Annotated in this window: 19 protein-coding genes; 11 read left to right on the forward strand and 8 right to left on the reverse strand. The window is 70.8% G+C overall.

Features of this window, described 5'->3' with window-relative positions; all coding sequences use genetic code 11:
- The first annotated feature begins 21 nt into the window (after positions 1-21).
- Genes ACFU95_RS09425 through ACFU95_RS09440 form a run of 4 tightly spaced genes read left to right on the forward strand, consistent with a single transcriptional unit; the run spans position 22 to position 3,405 of the window.
- Positions 22-786, forward strand: a complete 765-nt coding sequence (locus ACFU95_RS09425) for an enoyl-CoA hydratase family protein (protein ID WP_383824112.1) — start codon at positions 22-24, stop codon at positions 784-786.
- Positions 783-1,619: a CoA transferase subunit A gene (locus tag ACFU95_RS09430; RefSeq protein ID WP_383824115.1), complete on the forward strand. Its 837-nt coding sequence runs from the start codon at positions 783-785 to the stop codon at positions 1,617-1,619. The genes ACFU95_RS09425 and ACFU95_RS09430 overlap by 4 nt, the downstream gene beginning before the upstream one ends.
- The gene (locus ACFU95_RS09435; RefSeq protein ID WP_383824118.1) at positions 1,616-2,359 is read left to right on the forward strand and encodes a CoA-transferase subunit beta; all 744 of its coding nucleotides are present in this window, start codon (positions 1,616-1,618) and stop codon (positions 2,357-2,359) included. Before ACFU95_RS09430 ends, ACFU95_RS09435 begins: the two co-directional genes overlap by 4 nt.
- Positions 2,359-3,405 carry an NAD(P)H-dependent flavin oxidoreductase gene (locus ACFU95_RS09440; protein WP_383824121.1) on the forward strand — a complete coding sequence of 349 codons (1,047 nt, stop codon included), beginning with the start codon at positions 2,359-2,361 and terminating at the stop codon, positions 3,403-3,405. Before ACFU95_RS09435 ends, ACFU95_RS09440 begins: the two co-directional genes overlap by 1 nt.
- Positions 3,406-3,438: 33 nt before the next feature.
- On the opposite strand, the gene ACFU95_RS09445 is transcribed toward ACFU95_RS09440, so the two are convergent.
- From ACFU95_RS09445 to ACFU95_RS09455, 3 genes are read right to left on the reverse strand one after another with little or no spacing between them, the layout of a single operon-like run.
- Positions 3,439-4,596: an acetyl-CoA C-acetyltransferase gene (locus ACFU95_RS09445; RefSeq protein ID WP_383824123.1), complete on the reverse strand. Its 1,158-nt coding sequence runs from the start codon at positions 4,594-4,596 to the stop codon at positions 3,439-3,441.
- Between the two features lie 49 nt (positions 4,597-4,645).
- Entirely contained in the window at positions 4,646-5,257 is a 612-nt protein-coding gene (locus tag ACFU95_RS09450; protein WP_383824125.1) for a TetR/AcrR family transcriptional regulator, read from the reverse strand.
- Between the two features lie 15 nt (positions 5,258-5,272).
- Positions 5,273-6,058 carry an SDR family oxidoreductase gene (locus ACFU95_RS09455; protein ID WP_383824128.1) on the reverse strand — a complete coding sequence of 262 codons (786 nt, stop codon included), beginning with the start codon at positions 6,056-6,058 and terminating at the stop codon, positions 5,273-5,275.
- 62 nt (positions 6,059-6,120) lie between these two features.
- On the opposite strand from ACFU95_RS09455, the gene ACFU95_RS09460 reads away from it, so the two are divergent.
- Together ACFU95_RS09460 and ACFU95_RS09465 are read left to right on the forward strand one after the other, a co-directional pair.
- Positions 6,121-7,260, forward strand: a complete 1,140-nt coding sequence (locus tag ACFU95_RS09460; protein WP_383824131.1) for an acyl-CoA dehydrogenase family protein — start codon at positions 6,121-6,123, stop codon at positions 7,258-7,260.
- 148 nt (positions 7,261-7,408) lie between these two features.
- On the forward strand, positions 7,409-8,389 hold the full coding sequence (locus ACFU95_RS09465; protein WP_383824134.1) for an acyl-CoA dehydrogenase family protein: 981 nt from the start codon (positions 7,409-7,411) through the stop codon (positions 8,387-8,389).
- On the opposite strand, the gene ACFU95_RS09470 is transcribed toward ACFU95_RS09465, so the two are convergent.
- Together ACFU95_RS09470 and ACFU95_RS09475 are read right to left on the reverse strand one after the other, a co-directional pair.
- Positions 8,367-10,013 (reverse strand): cytochrome bc complex cytochrome b subunit, encoded by a 1,647-nt coding sequence (locus tag ACFU95_RS09470; RefSeq protein WP_383824137.1) that lies wholly within the window; start codon positions 10,011-10,013, stop codon positions 8,367-8,369. The genes ACFU95_RS09465 and ACFU95_RS09470 overlap by 23 nt on opposite strands.
- Before the next feature lie 85 nt (positions 10,014-10,098).
- The gene (locus tag ACFU95_RS09475; RefSeq protein ID WP_383824139.1) at positions 10,099-10,824 is read right to left on the reverse strand and encodes a vWA domain-containing protein; all 726 of its coding nucleotides are present in this window, start codon (positions 10,822-10,824) and stop codon (positions 10,099-10,101) included.
- 146 nt (positions 10,825-10,970) lie between these two features.
- Between ACFU95_RS09475 and ACFU95_RS09480 the strand changes: the two genes are divergently transcribed.
- The 5 genes from ACFU95_RS09480 to ACFU95_RS09500 all read left to right on the forward strand — a co-directional run bounded on the left by ACFU95_RS09480 (position 10,971) and on the right by ACFU95_RS09500 (position 18,808).
- Complete coding sequence (locus ACFU95_RS09480; protein WP_383824142.1) at positions 10,971-11,918, forward strand: rhomboid family intramembrane serine protease; 948 nt, start codon at positions 10,971-10,973, stop codon at positions 11,916-11,918.
- Positions 11,915-12,823 (forward strand): chitosanase, encoded by a 909-nt coding sequence (locus ACFU95_RS09485; protein WP_383824145.1) that lies wholly within the window; start codon positions 11,915-11,917, stop codon positions 12,821-12,823. Before ACFU95_RS09480 ends, ACFU95_RS09485 begins: the two co-directional genes overlap by 4 nt.
- 80 nt (positions 12,824-12,903) lie before the next feature.
- Positions 12,904-18,036, forward strand: coding sequence for a caspase family protein (locus ACFU95_RS09490; RefSeq protein WP_383824148.1), 5,133 nt, complete (start codon positions 12,904-12,906; stop codon positions 18,034-18,036).
- Positions 18,033-18,362 (forward strand): hypothetical protein, encoded by a 330-nt coding sequence (locus ACFU95_RS09495; RefSeq protein ID WP_383824151.1) that lies wholly within the window; start codon positions 18,033-18,035, stop codon positions 18,360-18,362. Before ACFU95_RS09490 ends, ACFU95_RS09495 begins: the two co-directional genes overlap by 4 nt.
- A complete protein-coding gene (locus ACFU95_RS09500) occupies positions 18,359-18,808 on the forward strand; it encodes a hypothetical protein (RefSeq protein WP_383824153.1) in 450 nt (149 codons plus the stop codon). Before ACFU95_RS09495 ends, ACFU95_RS09500 begins: the two co-directional genes overlap by 4 nt.
- Positions 18,809-18,947: 139 nt before the next feature.
- Here ACFU95_RS09500 and ACFU95_RS09505 read toward each other — a convergent pair whose 3' ends face one another.
- The 3 genes from ACFU95_RS09505 to ACFU95_RS09515 all read right to left on the reverse strand — a co-directional run bounded on the left by ACFU95_RS09505 (position 18,948) and on the right by ACFU95_RS09515 (position 26,101).
- Entirely contained in the window at positions 18,948-20,408 is a 1,461-nt protein-coding gene (locus tag ACFU95_RS09505; protein WP_383824156.1) for a glutamate synthase subunit beta, read from the reverse strand.
- On the reverse strand, positions 20,401-24,999 hold the full coding sequence (gene gltB, locus ACFU95_RS09510; RefSeq protein ID WP_383824353.1) for a glutamate synthase large subunit: 4,599 nt from the start codon (positions 24,997-24,999) through the stop codon (positions 20,401-20,403). The genes ACFU95_RS09505 and gltB overlap by 8 nt, the downstream gene beginning before the upstream one ends.
- A gap of 370 nt (positions 25,000-25,369) precedes the next feature.
- Positions 25,370-26,101 carry a VIT1/CCC1 transporter family protein gene (locus ACFU95_RS09515; RefSeq protein ID WP_383824159.1) on the reverse strand — a complete coding sequence of 244 codons (732 nt, stop codon included), beginning with the start codon at positions 26,099-26,101 and terminating at the stop codon, positions 25,370-25,372.
- Between the last annotated feature and the right edge of the window lie 146 nt (positions 26,102-26,247).

Here is a 26,247-nt window from a genome sequence, read left to right on the forward strand (position 1 = left end):
GGAAAGGTAGCTGATGCGGCCATGGGTGTCTCCACCTCGTCCCCGGAAAAGGGACCCGAGAAGGATGGGATCGCCGTCGTCACGGTCGACTTCCCCCCGGTCAACGCCCTGCCGGTGCACGGCTGGTTCGCACTGGCGGACGCCGTGCGGGCAGCCGGCCGGGATCCGGAGGTCCGGTGCGTCGTCCTCATGGCCGAGGGGCGCGGGTTCAACGCGGGCGTGGACATCAAGGAGATCCAGCGGGACGGGCACAGTGCGCTGATCGGCGTCAACCAGGCCTGCGCCGACGCCTTCGCCGCGGTGTACGACTGCGAGGTGCCCGTGGTGGCGGCCGTGCACGGGTTCTGTCTGGGCGGCGGTATCGGCCTGGTGGGGAACGCGGACGCGATCGTGGCGAGCGAGGACGCCACCTTCGGGCTGCCGGAGCTGGACCGGGGAGCGCTGGGCGCGGCCACGCACCTGGCCCGGCTGGTCCCCCAGCACCTGATGCGCGCCCTGTACTACACCTCGCGCACGGCGACCGCGGCCGAGCTGCACGCGCACGGCTCGGTGTGGCGGGTGGTGCCGGGCGAGCGGTTACGGGCCGCGGCACTGGAGCTGGCCCATGAGATCGCCGCCAAGGACGGGCAGTTGCTGCGCCTGGCCAAGGCGGCCATCAACGGCATCGACCCCGTCGACGTGCGCCGCAGCTACCGCTTCGAACAGGGCTTCACCTTCGAGGCCGGTCTCAGCGGGGTGGCCGAGCGGGTCCGTGACAGTTTCGGCGAGAAGGGGGCCGCAGGGTGAGTGACAAGACGATGACCGCCGACGAGGTCGTCTCCCGGCTGCACAGCGGCATGACCCTCGGCATCGGCGGCTGGGGCTCGCGCCGCAAACCGATGGCCCTGGTCAGGGCCCTGCTCCGGTCCGACCTCACCGACCTCACCGTCGTCTCGTACGGCGGCCCGGACGTCGGGATGCTGGCCGCGGCCGGGCGGATCCGCAAGCTTGTCGCCGCCTTCGCCACGCTGGACTCCATCCCCCTCGAACCGCACTATCGCGCGGCCCGCGAACGCGGCGCCTTCGAGCTGATGGAGGTCGACGAGGCGATGTTCATGTGGGGACTGCACGCCGCCGCGCACCGGCTGCCGTTCCTGCCGGTGCGGGCCGGGATCGGATCGGACGTGATGCGGGTCAACCCCGGCCTGCGGACGGTGACTTCGCCGTACGACGACGGGGAGACGTTCGTGGCCATGCCCGCCCTGCGGCTCGACGCGGCCCTGGTCCACGTCAACCGTGCCGACCGGCTGGGCAACGGGCGGTATCTGGGCCCCGACCCCTACTTCGACGACCTGTTCTGCGAGGCGGCGGACGCGGCGTACGTGTCGTGCGAACGGGTCGTCGACACCGCCGAGTTGACGAAGGACGCGGCACCGCAGTCGCTGCTGATCAAGCGGCACACGGTGACAGGGGTCGTCGAGGCCCCGAACGGCGCGCATTTCACGTCCTGCGCCCCCGACTACGGCCGGGACGAGGCCTTCCAGAAGACGTATGCGACGACGCCCTGGCCTCAGTTCGCGGCGCGGTTCCTCGGCGGGGACGAGCAGGCGTACCAGTCGGCGGTCGGGGAGGGGTCATGACGGAGGTCACCGGCACACCCCATCTCCCGCCCACCCGCGCCGAGTACTGCGTGATCGCCTGCGCCGAGGCATGGCGCGGAGCCGGTGAGATCCTTGCGAGCCCAATGGGCCTGATCCCGTCGGTGGGGGCCCGGCTGGCGCGGCTCACCTTCTCGCCGGACCTGCTGCTGACCGACGGTGAGGCGATGGTCGTCCGCCCGGACGGGACGGCCGAGGGCTGGCTGCCGTACCGGCAGCACCTGGCCCTCGTCACCGGCGGCCGGCGGCACGTCATGATGGGCGCGAGCCAGATCGATCGCTTCGGCAACCAGAACATCTCGTGCATCGGCGACTGGGAACGGCCGAAGCGGCAGTTGCTGGGGGTGCGGGGCGCGCCCGTCAACACGCTCAACAATCCGACCAGCTACTGGGTCCCGAGGCATTCCCGGCGGGTGTTCGTCGAGAAGGTCGACATGGTGTGCGGGGTGGGCTACGACCACGCGGGCGACGCCCGGTACCACCGCATCCCCCGTGTCGTCTCCGACCTCGGCGTCTTCGACTTCGCCACGCCCGACCACGCGATGCGTGCCGCCTCGCTCCATCCGGGCGTCACGCCGGAGCAGGTCAGGGAGGCGACCGCGTTCGACCTTCTCGTCCCGGACGACGTGCCGCCGACCCGCGAACCCACCGCCGACGAGCTGCTCCTCATCCGCGAGGTCATCGACCCGGCGAACCTGCGCGCCCGGGAGGTCGGTGCGTGATGGAGACGCCGCTGACCCGGCTGGTCGGGGTCCGCCACCCGATCGTGCAGACCGGGATGGGCTGGGTGGCGGGACCGCGGCTGGTCTCGGCGACGGCGAACGCGGGTGCGCTGGGCATCCTGGCCTCGGCGACGATGACCGTCGACCGGCTGCGTGCGGCGGTTCGCGAGGTCAGGTCGCGTACGGACGCGCCGTTCGGCGTGAATCTGCGCGCGGACGCCTCGGACGCCGGCGACCGGGTCCGCGTCCTGATCGACGAGGGTGTGCGGGTCGCGTCCTTCGCCCTCGCGCCCTCCCCCGGGCTGATCACCGAGCTCAAGGAGGCGGGCGTGATCGTCATCCCCTCGGTCGGCGCCCGGCGGCACGCCGAGAAGGTCGCTGCCTGGGGCGCGGACGCGGTGATCGTGCAGGGCGGCGAGGGCGGCGGGCACACCGGCGAGGTGGCGACGACGGTGCTGCTGCCGCAGGTGGTGGACGCCGTGGACATACCGGTCGTGGCGGCGGGCGGCTTCTTCGACGGCCGGGGGCTGGTCGCGGCCCTGGCCTACGGGGCGGCGGGGGTCGCGATGGGCACGCGGTTCCTGCTCACCTCGGACTCGACGGTGCCGGACGCGGTCAAGGCGCGGTATCTGGCGGCGACGGTCAGGGACGTGACGGTGACCCGGGCGGTCGACGGCCTGCCGCACCGCATGCTCCGCACGGACCTGGTGGCGGCGCTGGAGCACTCCGGCCGGACGAGGTCCCTGGTCCACGCGGTCCGTCGGGCGGCCCGCTTCCGGAAGCTGTCGGGGCTGACCTGGCGGCGACTGATCCACGACGGCCTGGCCATGAGACACGGCAAGGACCTCACCTGGAGCCAGGTCCTGCTCGCCGCGAACACCCCGATGCTGCTCAGGTCGGCGATGGTGGACGGCCGTACGGATCTGGGGGTGATGGCGTCCGGGCAGGTCGCCGGGGTGATCGACGACCTGCCGTCGTGCGGGGAGCTGGTGGAGCGGATCATGAAGGACGCGGAGGAGGCACGGGAGCGGCTGACGGGCTTCTAGCAGCAGGCGAAGGGCCGGTCGGCGCGGCGGCCGTCACAACCTCTCGATGATCGTCACGTTGGCCTGTCCGCCGCCCTCGCACATCGTCTGGAGCCCGAACCGGCCCCCGGTCCGCTCCAGTTCATGCAGCAGGGTCGTCATCAGTTTGACCCCCGTCGCCCCCAGCGGATGCCCCAGGGCGATCGCACCGCCGTTGACGTTGACCTTGTCGGGATCCGCGCCGGTCTCCTTCAGCCAGGCCAGGACGACCGGGGCGAAGGCCTCGTTGATCTCTACGAGGTCGATGTCGTCGATCGACAGGCCGGTCTTCTTCAGGGCGTGGGCGGTGGCCGGTATGGGTGCGGTGAGCATGCGGATGGGGTCCTCGCCGCGCACCGAGAGATGGTGCACCCGGGCCCGCGGCGTGAGCCCGTGTTCGCGCAGTGCCCGCTCCGAGGCCAGCAGCATCGCCGCCGCGCCGTCGGAGACCTGGGAGGAGCAGGCGGCCGTGACCGTGCCGCCGTCGATGACCGGCTTCAGCCCGGCCATCTTCTCCAGCGAGGTGTCCCGGCGCGGTCCCTCGTCGACGCCGACCCGGCCGTACGCCACCACCTCCCGCTCGAAGCGCCCCTCGTCGATCGCCCGCAACGCCCGCCGGTGCGAGCGCAGCGCGAACTCCTCCTGGTCCTGCCGGCTGATCCCCCACTTCGCGGCGATCATCTCGGCGCCGGCGAACTGGTTCACCGGCTTCTTCCCGTACCGCGCCCGCCAGCCCTCGCTGCCCGCGAAGGGGCCCGCCGTGAGGCCGAGCGGTTCGGCGGCCTGCCGGGTGGCGAAGGCGATGGGGATCATGGACATGTTCTGCACGCCGCCCGCGACCACGAGGTCCTGGGTGCCGGACAGCACGCCCTGCGCCGCGAAGTGCACGGCCTGCTGCGAGGAACCGCACTGCCGGTCCACGGTCACGCCCGGCACCTCCTCGGGCAGCCCCGCCGCCAGCCAGCAGGTCCGCGCGATGTCCCCGGCCTGCGGCCCGACGGCGTCCAGGCAGCCGAAGACGACGTCCTCGACGGCGGCCGGGTCCATGCCCGCGCGCGAGACGAGTTCCTTGAGCACATGAGCGCCCAGGTCGGCCGGATGGACCGCGCTGAGCCCTCCTCCGCGCCGCCCGACGGGCGTACGGACCGCTTCGACGACATAGGCCTCGGCCATGGCGACGCAACTCCCTCACAGATCAGGGCACAGCAACGGCTGCTGACGGCTATTCACGTACGGCGATCCCGTCCAGCACCATCGACAGGTACTGCCGGGCGATCTCCTCCGGGCTGTGCTGTCCGCCGGGCCGGTACCAGGACGCGGCGACCCACACCGTGTCCCGCACGAACCGGTAGGTGAGCCGGACGTCGAGGTCGGACCGGAACACCCCGGCCGCCACCCCGCGCTCCAGCGTGGACAGCCACGCCTTCTCGAACCTGCGCTGCGACTCGGCGAGGAACGCGAACCGCTCCTGCGCCACGAGCTGCCTGTTCTCCTTCTGGTAGATCGCGACGGCGGCACGGTGCCGGTCGATCTCCCGGAACGACTCGGTGACCAGCGCCTCCAGCGTCTCCCGCGGGCCCAGCTCGGCCTCCAGGACGGCGTCGTAGCCGCCCCACAGCTCGTCGAGAAAGGAGCGCAGGATCTCTTCCAGCATCGACTCCTTGGAGTCGAAGTGGTAGTAGAGGCTGCCCGCGAGCATGCCCGCGTGGTCGGCGATCTTGCGTACGGTGGTGGCGTTGTAGCCCTGCTCGGCGAAGACCTCGGCGGCGGTGTCGAGGAGTTCGCGGCGCCTGGCGGCCGCGGCGGTCACCTGGGGCTTCTTCTTGGTCGGCACGGGTCCATTGTCGTCCTAGGCATGCTGGCTGCTGACGGAGACGATCTCTCCCGTCATGTACGAGGAGTAGTCCGAGGCCAGGAAGACGATCACGTTGGCCACCTCCCAGGGCTGGGCGTACCTCCCGAAGGCCTCCCGCGCGGTCAGTTCCTCCAGCAGTCCGGGGGTCGTCACCTTCGCGAGGTGGGGATGCATGGCGAGGCTCGGGGAGACGGCGTTGACCCGCACCCCGTACTCGGCCGCCTCGATCGCCGCGCACCTGGTCAGCGCCATCACGCCCGCCTTGGCGGCGGCGTAGTGCGCCTGTCCGGCCTGGGCGCGCCAGCCGACCACGGAGGCGTTGTTGACGATCACCCCGCCGCCGGTGTCGCGCATCCGGCGCAGGGCGGCCCGGGTGCACCGGAAGGTGCCGTTCAAGGTCACGTCGAGGACCTTCGACCACTGTTCGTCGGTCATGCCGACGAGGGGTGAGGTCCCGCCGAGGCCCGCGTTGTTGACGACGACGTCGAGTCGGCCGTGCTCCCGCACGGCGACGTCGAACAGGGCGTGCACCTGCGTCTCGTCGGTGACGTCACAGACCACTGACATCACCGCGCCCTCGAACTCCCGGGCCAGCTCCGCCTCGTACTCCTTCAGCCGCCGCGCGTGCGCGTCGCTGATCAGCACGCGCGCGCCCTCTTCGAGGAAGCGGCGGGCGGTCGCGCCGCCGATGCCGGCGCCGGCCGCCGCGGTGATGACGGCGGTGCGCCCGCGGAGGAGTCCGTGACCGGGAACGTACGCCGGCGCCTCGACGTTTGTCATGGCAGCACGCTAACCTACCAAACACTTGTTAGGGAAGAACGGGGAAGGGAAGGACGGTGGCGGTGGACCTCACGCACTCCCCGGCCGACGAGGCGTTCCGCGCCGAGGCCCGCGCCTGGTTGCGCGCGCATGTGCCGCCCGATCCGCTCCCTTCGCTGGAGACCGGGGAGGGCTTCGCGGCCCACCGCGCGTGGGAGGCCGAACTCGCCGCCGACCGCTGGTCGGTGGTGACCTGGCCGGCGGAGTACGGCGGCCGGGACGCCACGCTGGCGCAGTGGCTGCTGTTCGAGGAGGAGTACTACGCGGCGGACGCACCGGGCCGCGTCAACCAGAACGGCGTCAGCCTGCTCGCCCCGACCCTCTTCGACCACGGCACGGCAGAGCAACGCACGCGGGTGCTGCCGTCCATGGCCACCGGCGAGGTGATCTGGGCGCAGGCGTGGTCGGAGCCGGAGGCGGGCTCAGACCTGGCCTCCCTGCGGTCGAGGGCCGTTCGCGCGGACGGCGGCTGGCTGCTGTCCGGCCAGAAGACCTGGTCGTCGCGGGCCGCCTTCGCCGACCGCGCGTTCGGCCTGTTCCGCACCGACCCGGACGCCCCGAAGCCCCACCAGGGCCTGACGTACCTGATGTTCGACCTGCGCGCCCCCGGTGTCACGGTCCGTCCCGTCGCTCGCCTCGACGGCAAGCCCGCCTTCGCCGAGTTGTTCCTGGACGATGTCTTCGTACCGGACGAGGACGTGATCGGCGAGCCGGGGCAGGGCTGGCGGATCGCGATGTCCACCGCGGGCAACGAACGTGGCCTCATGCTCCGCTCCCCCGGCCGTTTCCTCGCGGGCGCCGACCGGCTGCACCGGCTGTGGCAGGCCCAGGGCAGCCCGGAGAGCGCGAGGAACCGCGTGGCGGACGCCCTGATCGGGGCCCGGGCGTATCAGCTCTTCACCTTGGCCGCGGCCTCCCGCTTTCTCGACGGCGAGTCGATCGGCCCGGAGTCCAGCCTGAACAAGGTCTTCTGGTCGGAGTACGACATCGCGCTGCACGAGACGGCCCTCGATCTGCTGGGCGCCGAGGGCGAACTGGCCGACACCGACTGGTCCGAGCGGTACGTCTTCTCCCTCGCGGGCCCCATCTACGCCGGGACGAACGAGATCCAGCGCGACATCATCGCCGAACGGCTACTCGGCCTGCCGAAGGGACGCCGCTGATGAGAGGGGGCTCCGCCACCGAGAGGAACGCGCCGGGCACCCCGCCGACGCCCGGACACCCCACCCACGCCACAGGGAACCCGTCGAACGCCGGGAGCCCCGCGTCGATGCCGGAAGGGTCACCCCGGCTGCCGAAGGGACATCGCTGATGCGCTTCCTCCTCGATGTCGAGCAGCGGGCGTTCGCCGACTCGCTGAGCTCCATGCTGGGGGCCGCGGACACCTGCTCGGCCGTACGGGAGTGGAGCCGGGGCGAGCATGCGAGGGGCCGGGCGCTGTGGTCTCGTATCGCCGAGGCCGGGGTGTTCGCGCTGGCGGTTCCGGAGAGGTTCGAGGGGCTGGGACCCCGGCCCCTCGAACTCGCCGTCGCCTTCGTCGAGTTGGGGCGCCATGCCGTGCCAGGGCCACTGGTGGAGACGGTCGCGGCGGCGATCCTGCTCACCGATCTCCCGGATCCCGGCCCGGCCAAGCGGCTCCTACCGGCGCTGGCGAGGGGCGAGGCGATGACGACGCTGGCGTGGAGCGATCCGTACGCCCTGGACGGCGACGTGGCCACCACCCGTCTGGCCCTCACCTCCCGAGGTCTGCGCCTCTCCCCTGGCCACGGCCCCGTACGCCCCTCCCTGGACCCGGCCCGCCGCCTGACCTCCCTCGAACCAGGCGGCGAACTCCTCGGCCCCGCCCCGGTCACCGCCCCCGCCCTCGCCTACGCCCGCGTCGCCACCGCCGCCCAGGCCCTCGGCGTCGGTCACGCCCTGCTCGACCGGACGGTCGCCCACGTCCGGCAGCGCACCCAGTTCGGCGTCTCCATAGGCTCGTTCCAGGCCGTCAAGCACCGTCTGGCCGACGTGAGGATCGGCCTGGAGTTCGCCCGGCCGCTTCTCTTCGGCGCCGCGCTCACGATGGCCCCCGCCGACGTAGCCGCCGCCAAGGTCACCGCCTGCGAGGCCGCGTACGCCGCCGCCCGTGCCGCCCTCCAACTGCACGGGGCGATCGGCTACACGGCGGAGTACGACCTGTCGCTCTGGCTGACCAAGGCCCGCGCTCTGCGCACCGCCTGGGGCACCCCGGACGTATGCAGAGCCGACGTGCTCCGTGCCCACGCCCTCAGTGGTGATCGCCGCTGGTGACCTCGCGGTACTCCTCCGCCGTCGGCTTGGCGATCCGGGTCTGCGGCCCGAACATCGCCCGCGCCAGCCGGGCCCGCACCCGCTGCGTGGCGGAGACCCGGCGCCGGACGCCGTTCGCGTCGACGAGCGGGCCGATCTCGTACGGCGGGTCCTGCTCGTGCTGGGTGAGGGTGAACAGCTGCGCCTGCGCGAGCGGCTCGTGGACCTCGACGTACGCGCCGTGCGGCAGCCGTTTGATGGTGCCCGTCTCCCTGCCGTGCAGCACCTTGTCCCGGTCCCGGCGCTGCAGCCCGAGACAGATCCGCCTGGTCACGTAGTAGGTGAGGACCGGCACGACGAAGACCGAGATCCGCACGAACCAGGTGATCACGTTGATGGACAGATGCAGATGCGTGGCCACGATGTCGTTGCCGCCGCCGATCAGCAGCACCGTGTACAGGCTCAGCCAGGCCGCGCCGAGGCCGGTGCGCACGGGCATGTTGCGCGGCCGGTCGAGGATGTGGTGCTCGCGTCTGTCACCGGTGATCCACGCCTCGACGAAGGGATACACGCCGAGCGCGAGCAGGATCAGCGGGAAGAGGGAGAAGGGGATGAAGACGCCCGGTTCCAGGGTGTGGCCCCAGAAGTTGATCTCCCATCCCGGCATCACCCGGATCAGGCCCTCGGAGAAGCCCAGGTACCAGTCGGGCTGGGCGCCCGTGGTGACCAGGTCCGGGCGGTAGGGCCCGAAGGCCCAGACCGGGTTGATGCCGGCGATGCCGCCCATGATCGTCAGCACGCCGAAGACCAGGAAGAAGAAGCCGCCCGCCTTGGCCATGTACACCGGCAGGAAGGGCATCCCGACGACCGACTTCTGGTTACGGCCGGGCCCCGGGTACTGCGTGTGCTTGTGGTAGAAGACCAGGATCAGATGGGCGACCACCAGGCCGAGCATGATCCCGGGCAGCAGCAGGATGTGCATCGGGTAGAGGCGTGCGATGAAGTCCTCGCCGGGGAACTCCCCGCCGAAGAGGAAGAACGCCACGTACGTCCCCACGATCGGGATGGACAGGATCGCGCCGTGGGCGAACCGCAGGCCGGTGCCGGAGAGCAGGTCGTCGGGGAGGGAGTAGCCGGTCAGGCCGGTGATGATGCCGAGCATCAGCAGGGTCCAGCCGAACACCCAGTTGATCTCGCGGGGCTTGCGGAAGGCGCCGGTGAAGAACACCCGCATCATGTGCACGAGCATGCCGGTGACGAAGACCAGTGCCGCCCAGTGGTGGATCTGCCGGATGAGCAGCCCGCCGCGCACGTCGAAGCTGATGTCGATCGTGGACTCGTACGCCCTGGTCATCAGGACGCCGTTGAGGGGCTCGTAGGAGCCGTTGTAGACGACCTCGGCGGTGCTCGGCTCGAAGAACAGGGTGAGATAGACGCCGGTGAGGATCAGGACCAGGAAGCTGTAGAGGCAGACCTCGCCCAGCATGAAGGACCAGTGGTCCGGAAAGACCTTGCGCATGTTGGCCTTGGCCAGCGCGTAGAGCCCGAGCCGCCCGTCGGCCCAGTCGGCGATCTTCTCGCCCTTCCCGGGCGGGGCGGACCCGCGCGCCGCAGCGCCTTCGTCGCCCGATCGTGCGCCGTCCATACGTCGTCGCCTCCCCGCCGGATCAACCACAGGGTTACACGGCCGCACGGGCCCCGCCAACGGGGCGGACAGCCCCGGTCACGCTTCAGGACGGCCGTACGATCCCCTGCGCCCGCGCCGCCACGAGCCACTTCGGGAACTCCCCGACCAGGCGGTCGTACAGCTCGGTGTCGGACACGGTCCGCGGATCCGCGCCGGCGTGGAAGAACCCCGCGTTGTCGACGACCCGCTTGGCCGGCACCGCCAGTTCGTCGAGCTTGCGCAGGAAGTCGAACTGCTTGCTGCCGGGGTCCCCGAAGCCGATGAACTGCCAGAACAGCGGGAGCGGGGCAGCCTTGCACAGGTACCGTTCGGCGGCGAGCTTGTTGACGGGGCCGCCGTCGGTCTGGAAGACGACCAGGGCGGGATTCCTCGACCCGCTCTCCAGGTAGTGGTCGATGACGGCGTCCATCGCCAGGTGGTAGCTGGTCTTGCCCATGTGCCCCAGCCCGGCCACGATCCGCTCGATCCGCCCCTGGTGGTCGGCCAGCGCGATCTCGGTCTCGGCGTCGACGTCGGTGGAGAAGAACACCACCGGCACGGTCCCGTCGTCGTCGAAGTGCGCCGACAGCCCGAGCACGCGGTCGGCGAGCGCCTGCACGCTGCCGTCCTGGTAGTACGGCTTCATCGAACCGGAGTAGTCGACCACCAGATAGACCGCCGCCCGCACCCCGTCCAGCCCGTGCTTGCGGAGCGACACACCGGCGCTCTTGTACAGGCTGACCAGCGCGGGCGCGGCCTCCTCGACCTTGCTGAGACTGATCGCGGCCATATGCTCTCCCCCTGATGCGCCTGGCTGGTTGCCGAGGCTACGGCACACCCGCCCCGCCTCTCCCTCCGTCCACAGGTGTTCGCTATTTTGTTCGCCGCCGCCCCCACCGGCTCACCGTTCGTCCCGTCCCCATCGAGGAGCCGGCTGTGGAGCCCGAGTCCACCCCGTCCACCGAGTCCGCCGTCACCACCTGCTACCGCCACCCCAAGGTCGAGTCCCACGTCCGCTGCACCCGCTGCGAGCGGTACATCTGCCCGGACTGCATGCGGGAGGCGTCCGTCGGCCACCAGTGCGTGGAGTGCGTGAAGGAGGGCGCGCGGTCGGTGCGGCAGGCGCGGACGGTCGTCGGAGGCCGGATCGCCGCGACGCCGCTCGTGACCTCCGTGCTCATCGGGCTCAACGTCCTGGCCTACCTGGCCGAGGTGGTGCGCCCGGAGATCCTGGACCGGTTCGCGATGGTCAGCGCCCGCCTGATCGGCCCGGACGGCGGCTACTACGTCTACGAGCCCGGGTACCCGTCGGGCTTCCATGCCGAGGGAGTGGTCGCCGGTCAGTGGGATCGGCTGCTGACCAGCGGTTTCCTCCATCTGCCGCCGACCGAGGGCACCTTCGGGCTGCTGCACATCGTGATGAACATGCTCTCGCTCTGGCAGCTCGGCCGGATCGTGGAGCCCATGCTGGGCCGGGTCCGCTACATCGCGCTCTACCTGCTGTCGACGCTGGGCGGTTCGGTGTTCGAGCTGCTGCTGACCGACGTGAACGTGGAGTCGGTCGGCGCGTCCGGGGCGATCTTCGGCCTCGGCGCCGCGTACTACGTCCTGGCCCGCCGCGTCGGCGCTGACATGCGGGGCGTCAACCGGTTCATGGCGTTTCTGCTCCTGTGGCTGCTGCTCTCCGCCGGCCTCACCTCCTGGCAGGGCCACCTCGGCGGCCTGCTGACGGGAGCCGCGGTGACGCTCGCCTACGCCTATGCCCCGCGCGGCCCGCGCCGGGTCCTCATCCAGGCGGCGGTCTGCGTGGGCGTACTCGCGCTGTTGGCGGTGGTCGCGGTCGCGAAGGTCTCGGAACTGACCGGCGGAGGGGTGGCCCCGTGAGACGTATCGGCGTCCTGCTCTTCGCGGCGGTCCCCGTGGCCGTCACCGCGGCCGTCTACTTCCTCGTCCCCACGGACTCCGCCGACAGCCCGGGCGATCCAAGCGTCGCCACCGCGCAGCAGGCGTCCCGGCAGGATGCCAGGAGCCGGGCCGAGCAGGAGCGGTCGGCGGACGACGAGCTGATCGCGCAGTTGCCGCCGGGCCTGGCGGCCCCGGCGAAGAAGGAGCTGGCCCAGCGGCTCGTGTCCACCGCGGAGAGCTCGACCCTGGACTGGCGCCGCACCTACGGCGACATCGAGGACCTCGACGACGGCCAGGGCTACACGGCCGGCACGATCGGCTTCTGCACCGGCACCGACGACCTGCTCGCCCTGGTCGAGAACTACACCAAGGAGCACCCGGACAACGGACTCGCCACCTACCTGCCGGCCCTGCGCGCGGTCGACGGCACCGACTCCCACGAGGGCCTGGATCCCGGTTTCCCGGCCGCCTGGAAGGCGGAGGCCGAGGTGGCGGCCTTCCGCGAGGCCCAGGACACCGAGCGCGACCGCGCCTACTTCGACCCCGCGGTCCGCCTCGCCAAGCTGGACGGCCTCGGCACGCTGGGCCAGTTCGTCTACTACGACGCCATGGTCTTCCACGGCCCGGGCATCGACGAGGACGGCTTCTACGTCCTGCGCGAACGCGCCCTGCGCAAGGCGGACTCCCCCTCCCGGGGCGGCTCCGAGAGGGCCTACCTGGACGGCTTCCTCGACATCCGCCGCGCTGCCATGCGGGAGAGGCGACCGAACGCCGACACCAGCCGGATCGACACCGCCCAGCGGCGGTTCCTCGACGACGGGAACCTTCGGCTGAGCACGCCCTTGGAGTGGCGGGTGTACGGGGAGACGTACCGGGTCCCCTGAGTCGTCGGTAACCGTCCGTTCCCTTCCTCGACTTCTGGGATTATGTGCCGGGGCACGGAATCGTTCGGGGGAGGCTTCACTTGGGTTCCGTTGGCAACGCACGGGCCACTGCAGGGCGTCGACGAGCACTGCTCGTCGGCATCACGGACACGCCCGATCTCCACGCGGTCCCGGACCTCGCCGAGCGGTACCCGCGTCTCGACTGCGCTCCGCAGGACGTCGAGCTCATCGGCTCGGCACTCAAGCGGTCCGGCTACGAGATCACCACCCGCCTCGACGACATCGGGCTCGCCCGGCTGCAGGGCGCGCTCAACGCGTTCTTCACCTCGTGCGAGCCCGGGGACACCGCCTTCGTCTACGTGTCCTGCCACGGCACGTCCGTCGGGGACCACGACTACCTGCTTCCGTACGACGCCCAGCCGGGCGGGCTCCGCGAGGACGGCACCCAGGGCCTGCTCACCGCCACGCTGGTCGAGGCGGAGCCCGGGACGATGCTGCGCGGGCTGCGCCCCGGGGTGACCGCCGTGGTCTGCGTCGACGCCTGCCGGGCGGCGGAAGAGGACCCCGGCCCGGAGAACCCGCAGGAGCGGTGGGCTTCGTACGAGCTGGACGCGCTGTGGCTGTACGGCTGCGGACCGGGCCAGTACGCGTACGCCGACCCCGTGGAGGGAAGCCTGTTCGCCCGGTTCCTGGCCGAGGCGCTCCAGCCGAACAGCCCGCCGACGACCTTCGCGGACGTCGTCGAGTACACGGGCCAGGCGCTGCGCCGGCAGGCCGGGAGCGCTCCTGCCCCGCAGGTCCCCGCCCCGTATGTGCCCTCTCGCCTCCGGGACCGTACGGGGGAGATCGTCCTCTGCGACGGCTCCGAGGACACCCTCCGCTGGACCGACGCGGTCAGGAGCTGTGAGCTGTGGGAGCACACCGCCGGCAGCCCCGCGGTGCACGAGCGGGTGAAACAGCAGCTGGGTGAGCTGATCCGCTATGTGGTGGACAGCTGTGCCGGCGCGGGGGCCCACGCGGACGATCCCTGGAACGACCCGGCCTATCCCGAGCGCGTCGTGCGTCGCCTAGACGACCTCGTCCGCCGCGCGGGGCTGCGGCCCGGCGACTTCCTGTCCCCCGCGGAGACCGCCTGTCTGCTGGCGGGCCCCTTCGTCCACGAGGGCCTGGTCGCGGTGGCGCTGCAGGATCTGCGGGTCCACCAGCCCCTCCACCTGGGCGCGTCGGCGGATGACGAGGGCAGCGACAGCGACCCGCACGGGCGACAGGTGCGCGGCGCCGCCCAGGACGTGTGCCGGGCGCACTCCCAGGTACAGCGCACCGCCGGAACGCTGCGGGCCCGTGGCCTCGACGACGCCGCCCGCGCCGCCGACCACTGGCTGCGGCACCGCTTCATCGCCGACTGGGACGCGCTGTGGGAGCGGGACGGGGCCTATCCGGCGGTGGACGCGATCGTCGCCAGGGCGGTCGACGCCGTGGTCGCGGCCGCCGAGGATGCTACGGCGGGCCCGCGCACGGACGAGGCCCGGGACGAGGTCGACGACCAGGTGCGGCAGGTGCTCGGCCATGTCACGGTGAACCCGGGCGGCGCCGACAACGGCCCCCGGGTCAACGTCCCGGGCCGGGGCGACCGTTGGAACATCCGCCAGCCGGTACGCGACAACACCTGGCGCGCTCCCTGGCTCGCCCGCCTGCTGTGGACCGCGGCCCTGCTCGCCGCCGACCCCCGCCGTCTGTCCAGCGTGCTCGTCGACCATCTCGGTGCCCACGCCCCGCTGCGGCCGCAGGACGTCGTCACGGCCCTGGCGTACGACTTCGACTATGCCCAGACCGAGGGCCGCACCGCCGCCACCCACGGCCTCGACGTGCGTTTCAGCTGCCCCCATCCGGCCCTGCACGCGGCGGTCGAGGAACTGGTCGGACATGCGGACGCCACCGTACGGACGGTCCACCGCGAGTGGAACTCGACGGGTCTGCCGCCTCTCCTCAAGGGGTTGCCCGACCGGGTCACGGCCGAGAACCTGACTCCGCGCAACCAGCTCTACCGACGGCCGCTGGAGCGCTTCCGGCTCGCCGAGGACGAGATCCGGCCGCTGCTGATGGGCACGCAGCTGTACGGCGACCGCATGCTGGCCATCCGCGAGCTCTACCAGAACGCCCTCGACGCCTGCCGTTACCGCCATATGCGCCGCCAGTACGGCGCGACCCAGGCCGACTGCGGCTACCGCGTCAACTGGACCCCGCGGATCTATTTCACCCAGGGCCAGGACTCCGACGGGCGGCCCTACATCGAGTGCGAGGACAACGGCACCGGAATGAGCCGGGCCAAGCTGACCTCGATGTTCGCCCGGGCGGGCAAGCGCTACGAGCAGGACCCCGAGTTCGTGCAGGAGCGGCGCAACTGGCGCCGGGCCGGGCTCGCGGACATCGGGATGAACTCCCGTTTCGGCATCGGGGTGTTCTCGTACTTCATGCTGGCCGACGAGGTGGTCGTGTGGACGCGGCCGGTGGACCGGCACGGCCGGCCCGGCGCGGAGCAGCCGCTGCGCGCCGACATCCAGTCCGGCTCCGGGCTGCTGCGGGTCAGCGACACGGCGGACGCACCGGAACTGGGCGGGACACGGGTGCGGCTGTACCTCGCGGCACACGAGGAGAAGCAGCCCTCCCTGGTGGAGACGCTGCGGTCGATCCTTTGGGTGAGCGACTTCGAGGTGACCGCCCAGGAGCTGGACCGGGAGGATCCCGGCCAGGTCGTACGGAGCGCGACCTGGGCACCGCACACGCTGACGGCCGACGGGCCCTGGGGCGGGGAACCCGCTCAGGCGGGCCGTGACGCCTGGCTCGTGCAGGGCGAGGGGCAGCTGCTGCTGGACGGTGTGGTCGTCAAGAACGCACCCGCGGTCCACGGCAGGGTGTTCAACCTCCGTGAGCGGCACTGCCCGGAACCGAGCGTCGACCGGAACAAGATGCTCTCGTACGACGAGGAACTCGTCATGCGCGAGCTGCTGGCCGGCGTGCCGGAGGGAGTGGTCCACTGGCCGGAGGTTCCGCTGCGCTGGCTGTGGGAGCTGGCCCACGACGCGCCGCGGCTGGCGGTGGCGGTGCTGGCGGCGCTGCCCGGGGACACGACGGCCGTGCTGGAGAGCGGGCCGGGTGATCACACCCTGGTGCTGGAGCGGTTGCGGCTCGCCGAGGTGGGTTGTCTGCCCGTGGACCGGGCGCTGCTGCGGGAGCGACAGGGATCGCTGTCACTCGGGCACGACCGCCAGTACGAGACGGAACTGCTCCGCGACTGGCAGGCGACCCGGCTCGCACTCACCGACCACAGCGGGCGGGTGTTCCGGCCCGAGGGATATCCGGATCCCGCTCCGCTGGACGCGCTGCTGTTCCTGACGGACCGGACAGACGCGAAGGACTGGGCGACCCCCCTGGGAGCCGCGGCGGCGAACCGGCTCCCCGTGCGCGCGTCGGTGCGGGCGCTGCGCCGGTACGCCGTCATGGGATGGCCCGTACCCACCATCGACGACGTTCGCCGCCTCGATGACCTGATGCCCGACCGGACCGACGCGCTCCTCTACGCCCTTTACCGGCACCACGGGTATTCTCAGTCCCATACCGCCGTGCACGCGCCCATGGTGCTGCTCTCCGCGCACACCGGCCTCACCTACGGGGAACTGTCGGCCCGGCTGGAAAGGTTGCGTGCCTTCGACTCCGACCTGCCGCGGTCGCCGGAGTTGACCACGGAACTCGCGGCCGAACGCGCCTCGAACGAAGCCTCGGGGCTGGCGGCCGACTCGTTCGAGACGTACGGCCCGTGGAGCGTCAGGGTCGGCTGGCTACCCGGCGCGGTGGCGCCCATCGACCTGCTGAACTACGCGGAACCGACGTTCCCGATCGACGAAGTGATCCGGCTGATCCGCCACCTGGCCCCGTTCGGATTCTCGCTCTCCTGCGAGCCGACCAGGGCGACGTTGGACCACGGTGCGCTCAAGGCTTCCGAACGCCATCTTCTCTCCGGCAGGTACAGCTCCTCGCTGTTTCGGGGCAAGCTCTCCATGACGCGGGTGTTCGAGATCTCGCACAGCCTGCAGAAGCCACTCGCCGAGGTCGCCCAGCGGATCAACGACATCACGTCGGCCACTGGTGTGGAGGCGCCCATGGTGCCCTCCGAAGCCGCCGACTTCGTCGTGCCCAGGTGGGTCGCCAAAGCCTTGGAAAGCCCGGGGCGAGCAGCGCTTGGGCCCTGGTCGCTGGTGATGGCCGCCTTCTCGGCCTCGGGGCGCGCCGCCGAGAGGGCGTCGATGCTGCGTGCGGCGCTGCCGATCCTCCAGACGTGCGGTCTCCTCCGCAGCGATGTCGACTGGGACCATGAGGTGGTCGTCCGCGAGGCGGAACTCCCACGTCCCCTCACCGAACTGCTCAGGCGCCGGGCCACCGCTCTCGACGACCATGGGCTCACGATCCCGATGGCACTCACCATGGCCCGTACCGTCCGCGAGGAACTGGACCGGCTGAGCGGGGCGCGAGGAGAACTCCCCCTCACGGCGATCGCGAGCATCACGACCCCGGAGGCGGGGAACCTTCGCCTGGAAAGGGGCGACCATGTGCTCTTCGCCGGCCAGACCATGGGCTTCGACCACGCCTTCTGCAAGGAGTTGAGCATCCAGCGCATCCTGAAGCGCTGCCGTGCCGTCGACACCCCCCTGGGCCCCTCCCTCCGTCATCTCTCCCGCTTCACCGTCCTCGGCGCCCCCGCACCGCCGGGCGACTTCACCGGCCCCGACGCCGAGAAGCTGGAGGGCTTCCGCCCCACCCACTTCGACATGGCCGCCTTCGACACCGGCCTGCTCGGCCCCGGCACCCTCGGCCCCCTCGAACTCGTCCTCGTGGCAGGCCGCTTCGGCCAGACCCTCGGCGAGGTGTACGAACGCTACGCCCCCTTCCGCTGCCTGGGGCTGGAGGTGACCGTGCCCGAGCCGAACGCCGAGGAGGCCGAACTGGCCCCGGGTTGGCAGGAGGTCATCGTCCTGACCGCGCAGCTGACCGGCCGGGCCCCGGCGTTGACCGGCCCCGTGGACCCCGACCACATCGTGCTCTGCGCCGAGGAGACCGACCTCACCGAACCGCAGGTCCGCAAGCTCCTGGGGGCCTACAGCCGCCTGTTCGAATTCCGACTCCCGGACGAGCCCGACAGACAGGACCCCATCACGTGACCGCGATCCCCTACGACGCCGGAGCGTCCCATCCGTCGCCGCTCACCTTCCGGTGGACGGTGGACGAGGCCGCCGGAGAAGCGACGGCCACCGGGCGCTGCCCCGTCTGCGGCTGCGCGATGACGCGCACCTGGGCGTCCGGCCAGCCCCTGCTGTCCAAGGGCGGATACCTCGGCCGCCGCGGGAAGCCGGGGCCGATGCCGTATCACACGCTCTGCCAGTGCCAGACGGTGCACATGGGGCGCCCCGCGGCGGAGCGCCTCGGCTGTGGCGCGCTGCTCGTCATCGCGCCCCCGCTGACCACGGCGAGCGGTCCGACACCATGAACTTCAGCGCGGAGCAACTGCGCGACGCCGACCGCAGGGTGCGCGAGATGTCGTCGCCCGAGCGCCAGTTGCAGGCCGCCCTCCACCAGGCCGAGGGCTACCGCAACTTCCTCGCCTCCCTCACCGGCCTGCTCACCGCCGTCTTCGTGCTCAAGGGCCAGGAGGATCTCAGCAAGCTCGCGCACACCCCGCGCTGTCTCGTGATCGGCCTGCTGGTCACGGGGTTCCTCGCGCTGATCGCGGCTTCGTGGCTGGGGGTGCTCGCCGTGCACGGGCGGCCCGGCGAGGAGATCATGCTGGAGGCGGGACGACTGCTCGAATACGAGAAGCGGCGCACCCGCGTCATCTGGCGGCTCGTGGAGTGGGCCCGTTGGCTGGCTCTCGTCGGCGTCCTCGCCGTCGCGTCCGCCGTCATCGTGACCTGGGTGTGGCCGGGCGGGAACTAGAGGCGCGGGAAGCAGCGGCGCGCATGCGACGGCGCCTGCCCAGTCGTCCGGTCGGGGACTGTGGGGCAGGCGCCGTCAGTGTTCCGTACGCCGTTGTACGGGACGTATATGAGTGACCGTCAGGTCACTGGTCGAGCCGTCAGACCATCAGCGAGCGGTCCGTCGGCCGGATCGGGGCCGGCAGTTCGCTGGCGCCGGTCAGGAAGCGGTCGCAGCCGCGGGCGGCCGAGCGGCCCTCCGCGATGGCCCAGACGATGAGCGACTGGCCGCGGCCCGCGTCACCGGCGACGAAGACACCGGGGACGTTGGTCTGGAAGTCGGCGTCGCGGGCGACGTTGCCGCGCTCGTCGAGGTCCAGGCCGAACTGGTCCACGAGGCCGTTCTCACGGTCGGTGCCCGTGAAGCCCATCGCCAGCGTCACCAGCTGGGCGGGGATCTTGCGCTCCGTGCCCGGCTTCGGGGTCAGCTTGCCGTCGATGAACTCGACCTCGGTGAGGTGCAGCCACTGGACGTTGCCGTCCTCGTCGCCCTCGAAGTGGGTGGTGGAGACGGAGTAGACCCGCTCGCCGCCCTCCTCGTGCGCGGACGTGACCTTGTACAGCATCGGGAAGGTCGGCCACGGCTGGTGCGCGGCACGGTCCTCGCCCGGCTGCGGCATGATCTCCAGCTGCGTCACCGAGGCCGCGCCCTGGCGGTGGGCGGTGCCCACGCAGTCGGCGCCGGTGTCGCCGCCGCCGATGACGACCACGTGCTTGCCCTCGGCGGTGATGGGGGGCGCCACGAAGTCGCCCTCCTGCACCTTGTTCGCCAGCGGCAGGTACTCCATGGCCTGGTGGATGCCCTGGAGCTCGCGGCCGGGGACCGGGAGGTCACGGGCGGTCGTGGCGCCGGCGGCGATGACGACGGCGTCGTACCGCTTCTTCAGGTCGGTCGCCTTGAGGTCGCGGCCGATCTCGATGCCGGTGCGGAAGCGGGTGCCCTCCGCGCGCATCTGCTCGATGCGGCGGTTGATGTGCCGCTTCTCCATCTTGAACTCGGGGATGCCGTAGCGGAGCAGGCCGCCGATGCGGTCGGCGCGCTCGTAGACGGCGACGGTGTGACCGGCCCGGGTCAGCTGCTGGGCGGCGGCCAGGCCCGCCGGGCCCGAGCCGATGACGGCGACGGTCTTGCCGGACAGGCGCTCCGGGGCCTGCGGCGCGACGTCACCGCTGTCCCACGCCTTGTCGATGATCGAGACCTCGACGTTCTTGATGGTCACGGCCGGCTGGTTGATGCCGAGCACACACGCCGACTCGCACGGGGCCGGGCACAGGCGGCCCGTGAACTCCGGGAAGTTGTTCGTGGCGTGCAGGCGCTCGGACGCGGCGGTCCAGTCCTCGCGGTAGGCGTAGTCGTTCCACTCGGGGATGAGGTTCCCGAGCGGACAGCCGTTGTGGCAGAACGGGATGCCGCAGTCCATGCAGCGGCTGGCCTGCTTGCTGATGATCGGCAGCAGGGAGCCGGGGACGTAGACCTCGTTCCAGTCCTTCAGACGTACGTCGACCGGGCGGGACTTGGCGACCTCGCGGCCGTGGTTCAGAAAGCCCTTCGGGTCAGCCATTGATCGCCGCCTCCATCATCTTCTCGGTGATCTCGGTCTCGGACAGACCGGCTCGCTCGGCGGCGTCCTTGGCGGCGAGCACTGCCTTGTACGTGCTGGGGATGATCTTGCTGAAGCGCTCGACCGCATTGTCCCACTCGGCCAGGAGCTTCTCGGCGACCGTGGATCCGGTCTCCTCCTGGTGGCGGCGGACCACGTCGTGCAGCCACTTCTTGTCGGTGTCGTCGAGGGCCTCGACGGCGCTGACGTTGCCGACGTTGACGTTGTCGCGGTCGAGGTCGATGACGTACGCGATACCGCCGGACATGCCGGCCGCGAAGTTACGGCCCGTCTCGCCGAGGACCACCGCGTGGCCACCGGTCATGTACTCGCAGCCGTGGTCGCCCACGCCCTCGGAGACGACCGTCGCGCCGGAGTTGCGGACACAGAACCGCTCGCCGGTGCGGCCGCGCAGGAACAGCTCGCCGCCGGTCGCGCCGTAGGCGATGGTGTTGCCCGCGATCGTCGAGTACTCGGCGAGGTGGTCGGCGCCCCGGTCGGGGCGGACGACGACACGGCCGCCGGAGAGGCCCTTGCCGACGTAGTCGTTGGCGTCGCCCTCCAGGCGCAGCGTGACACCGCGCGGGAGGAAGGCGCCGAAGGACTGGCCCGCCGAGCCGGTGAAGGTGATGTCGATGGTGTCGTCGGGCAGACCGGCACCGCCGAACTTCTTCGTCACCTCGTGGCCGAGCATGGTGCCGACCGTGCGGTTGATGTTGCGGACCTTGACCTGGGCGCGCACCGGCTGGGCGTCGGTCGCGGAGTCCGCGGCGAGCGCGTCGGCGGCGAGCTTGATCAGCTCGTTGTCGAGCGCCTTCGCCAGCCCGTGGTCCTGCTCGATCAGCTGGTGGCGCACCGCGCCCTCGGGCAGCTCGGGCACGTGGAACAGCGGCTCCAGGTTCAGGCCCTGCGCCTTCCAGTGGTCGACGGCACGCGTGACGTCCAGCGTCTCGGCGTGGCCGACGGCCTCCTCGATGGTGCGGAAGCCCAGCTCGGCGAGGATCTCGCGGACCTCTTCGGCGATGTACTGGAAGAAGTTCACGACGTACTCGGCCTTGCCGGAGAACCGGTCCCTGAGGGTCGGGTTCTGGGTGGCGATGCCGACCGGGCAGGTGTCCAGGTGGCAGACGCGCATCATGACGCAGCCGGAGACGACGAGCGGCGCGGTCGCGAAACCGAACTCCTCGGCGCCGAGCAGCGCGGCGATGACCACGTCACGGCCGGTCTTCAGCTGGCCGTCGGTCTGCACGACGATGCGGTCGCGCAGGCCGTTGAGCAGCAGCGTCTGCTGGGTCTCGGCGAGACCCAGCTCCCAGGGGCCGCCCGCGTGCTTGAGCGAGGTGAGCGGCGAGGCACCCGTGCCGCCGTCGTGACCGGAGATCAGGACGACGTCCGCGTGCGCCTTGGAGACACCCGCGGCGACCGTGCCGACGCCGACCTCGGAGACCAGCTTCACGTGGATGCGGGCCTGCGGGTTGGCGTTCTTCAGGTCGTGGATCAGCTGGGCCAGGTCCTCGATGGAGTAGATGTCGTGGTGCGGCGGCGGGGAGATCAGGCCCACGCCCGGCGTCGAGTGACGCGTCTTGGCGACCCACGGGTAGACCTTGTGGCCGGGCAGCTGGCCGCCCTCGCCGGGCTTGGCGCCCTGGGCCATCTTGATCTGGATGTCGTCGGCGTTGACCAGGTACTCGGAGGTCACACCGAAGCGGCCGGAGGCGACCTGCTTGATGGACGAGCGCCGCGCCGGGTCGTACAGACGGTCCGGGTCCTCGCCGCCCTCACCGGTGTTGGACTTGCCGCCCAGCTGGTTCATGGCGATGGCGAGGGTCTCGTGCGCCTCCTTGGAGATGGAGCCGTACGACATGGCGCCGGTGGAGAAGCGCTTGACGATCTCGCTGGCCGGCTCGACCTCGTCGATGGAGATCGGCTGCCGGTCCGACTTGAAGCCGAAGAGCCCGCGGAGCGTCATGAGGCGCTCGGACTGCTCGTTCACGCGCTCGGTGTACTTCTTGAAGATGTCGTAGCGACCGGTGCGCGTGGAGTGCTGGAGGCGGAAGACCGTCTCCGGGTCGAACAGGTGCGGCTCGCCCTCACGGCGCCACTGGTACTCGCCGCCTATCTCCAGGGCGCGGTGCGCCGGAGCGATGCCGGAGGCGGGGTACGCCTTGGCGTGCCGGGCGGCGACCTCCTTGGCGATGACGTCGATGCCGACGCCGCCGATCTTGGTGGCGGTGCCGTTGAAGTACTTCTCGACGAAGGCGTCGTCGAGGCCGACAGCCTCGAAGACCTGGGCGCCTCGGTAGGAGGCGACGGTCGAGATGCCCATCTTGGACATGACCTTCAGGACGCCCTTGCCGAGGGCGTAGATCAGGTTGCGGATGGCCTTCTCGGCCTCGATGTCCGAGAGGAAGGTGCCCGCACGGACGAGGTCCTCGACGGACTCCATCGCCAGGTACGGGTTGACCGCGGCGGCGCCGAAGCCGATCAGCAGGGCGACGTGGTGGACCTCGCGGACGTCACCGGCCTCGACCAGCAGGCCCACGTGGGTGCGCTGCTTGGTGCGGATGAGGTGGTGGTGGACGGCCGCGGTGAGCAGCAGCGACGGGATCGGCGCGTGCTCGGCGTCGGAGTGGCGGTCCGACAGGACGATCAGCCGGGCGCCGTTGTCGATGGCGGCGTCGGCCTCGGCGCAGATCTCCTCGATGCGCGCGGCGAGGGAGTCACCGCCGCCGTGCACCCGGTACAGGCCGGAGAGGGTCGCGGCCTTGAAGCCGGGCATGTCGCCGTCGGCGTTGATGTGGATGAGCTTGGCCAGCTCGTCGTTGTCGATCACCGGGAAGGGCAGGGTGACCGAGCGGCAGGAGGCGGCCGTCGGGTCGAGCAGGTTGCCCTGCGGGCCCAGCGAGGAGTTCAGCGAGGTGACGAGCTCCTCGCGGATGGCGTCCAGCGGCGGGTTGGTGACCTGCGCGAACAGCTGGGTGAAGTAGTCGAAGAGCAGGCGCGGACGCTCGCTCAGCGCGGCGATGGGCGAGTCGGTGCCCATGGAGCCGAGCGGCTCACCGCCGGTCTTGGCCATCGGCGCGAGGATGACGCGCAGCTCTTCCTCGGTGTAGCCGAAGGTCTGCTGGCGGCGGGTGACCGAGGCGTGCGTGTGCACGATGTGCTCGCGCTCGGGCAGGTCGGACAGCTCGATCTCGCCGGCTTCCAGCCACTCGGCGTACGGCTTCTCCGCCGCGAGCTGGGCCTTGATCTCGTCGTCCTCGATGATGCGGTGCTCGGCGGTGTCCACGAGGAACATGCGGCCGGGCTGCAGGCGGCCCTTGCGGACGACCTTCGCGGGGTCGATGTCGAGGACGCCGACCTCGGAGCCGAGGACGACGAGGCCGTCGTCGGTGACCCAGTAGCGGCCGGGGCGCAGACCGTTGCGGTCGAGTACGGCGCCGACCTGGGTGCCGTCGGTGAAGGTGACACAGGCCGGGCCGTCCCAGGGCTCCATCATCGTGGAGTGGAACTGGTAGAAGGCGCGCCGGGCCGGGTCCATGGAGTCGTGGTTCTCCCACGCCTCCGGGATCATCATCAGCACGGAGTGCGGCAGCGAACGGCCACCGAGGTGGAGCAGCTCCAGCACCTCGTCGAAGGACGCCGAGTCGGAGGCGTCGGGCGTACACACCGGGAAGATGCGGTCCAGGGCCTTGTCGTCCGAGCCGAACAGATCCGACACCAGCTGCGACTCGCGGGCGACCATCCAGTTGCGGTTGCCCTTGACGGTGTTGATCTCACCGTTGTGCGCGACGAAGCGGTACGGGTGCGCCAGCGGCCACGACGGGAAGGTGTTCGTCGAGAAGCGCGAGTGGACGAGGGCGACGGCCGAGCCGAAGCGGCGGTCGGACAGGTCCGGGAAGAAGGGCTCCAGCTGGCCGGTGGTCAGCATGCCCTTGTAGACGATCGTGCGGGCCGAGAGCGACGGGAAGTAGACACCGGCCTCGCGCTCGGCGCGCTTGCGCAGCACGAAGGCCTTGCGGTCGAGGGCGATGTCCTTCGAGGCGCCGTCCGCGACGAAGACCTGGCGGAAGGCGGGCATCGTCGAGCGGGCGGTGGCACCCAGCAGCTCGGGGGCGACGGGAACCTCACGCCAGCCGAGAACGGTGAGCCCCTCCTCGGACGCGATCGTCTCGATCTGCGAGACGAAGTCCTCGGTCCCGTCCTCCGGCAGGAAGGCGATACCGACGGCGTACGCACCGGCCTCGGGCAGCTCGAATCCGGCCACCTCACGGAAGAAGGCGTCCGGCACCTGGGAGAGGATGCCCGCGCCGTCACCCGAGTCGGGCTCGGAGCCGGTGGCACCACGGTGTTCGAGATTGCGCAGAACGGTGAGCGCCTGCTCGACCAGCGTGTGGCTCGCCTCGCCGGTGAGGGTGGCCACGAAGCCGACGCCACAGGCGTCGCGCTCGTTGCGGGGGTCGTACATACCCTGCGCAGCAGGGCGAGCATCCATGAAGGACCAGTTCTGGCCATTCGTGGAGTGCTGGGACGGCTGGCGCGGCGTACGCATCGGCTCTCCCGTCGTCGTCATCTGGCATATGCAAATTGCCGAGGGACGACGTTGGCCCTCTGCGTGAGTGCAAAATTTCGTGCAGGTTACATGATGGGGCGGTTCTCGGGAAGCGGGATAATCCGTTCCATCATGCGGACACCATGGGCTGCGACAAGGGTTCCGCGCCCATGGCTTGAAAGTGTGTGGAGACCGAACGAGACAGGTCCATGTCCGTCGATCCGAGGCGGAGGGGGCGTCGTCGCCCACCCCGCGCGTACGCCGAAGGCTTCATTGCCCACAGCGCTTACGGCTCATGCCCGGTGGTCACGCATCCGAAACCAGCGAGTAACGGCTACTTATGCGGCCCAACGCATAAGATTCAGCCGAGCTATCCTACGGCCGTTCCGAACCAACTGCCCAGGGCGTACGTCACACCGGCCGCGGCCCCACCGAGCGCGAGCTGCCGCAGCCCGCTGTACCACCAGGTCCGCGCCGTCACCTTGGCCACGACCGCCCCGCACAGGAACAACCCGACGAGTGCGAGCAGCAAGGCCGGCCACAGCGAGGTCGCACCGAGCAGATACGGCAGCACGGGCAGCAGGGCGCCCAGCGCGAACGAACCGAACGACGACACGGCCGCGACCAGTGGCGACGGCAGATCGCCGGGGTCGATACCGAGTTCCTCGCGCGCATGTATCTCCAGGGCCACCTCGGGATCGCGGGAGAGCTGCTCGGCGACGGCCTTGGCGAGCCGAGGCTCCACGCCCCGCGCCTCGTAGAGCGCCGCGAGCTCGGCCTCCTCGTCCTTCGGGTGCTTTCTCAGCTCCCGACGCTCGACGTCCAGCTCGGCCTCGACCAGCTCCCGCTGCGAGGCGACGGAGGTGTACTCACCGGCGGCCATGGAGAAGGCGCCGGCCGCCAGCCCGGCCAGCCCGCTCAGCACGATGGTCTGATGACCGACCGCCCCGCCCGCGACACCGGTCATCAGGGCGAGGTTGGAGACCAGACCGTCCATCGCGCCGAAGACGGCGGGGCGCAGCCAGCCGCCGTTCACATCGCGGTGCGTGTGGTTGTCACGGTGCGCCTCGTGCAGCGGCGCCTCGGTCTCGATGATGGCCATGAAGGTCCCCCAGAAACTCAGGTAAGGCCGGCTTTAGACAAGTTCTATTCTTTGACAACACTAAATCTATGCCCGGTAATCCCTGCCCGCCAGCAAGGAAAGGCTCGGCTAACCTGCGGTTTTCCCATAGAACGCTCATTCGTGCC

The sequence above is a fragment of the Streptomyces sp. NPDC057623 genome, from assembly GCF_042800355.1.
Lineage (GTDB): Bacteria > Actinomycetota > Actinomycetes > Streptomycetales > Streptomycetaceae > Streptomyces.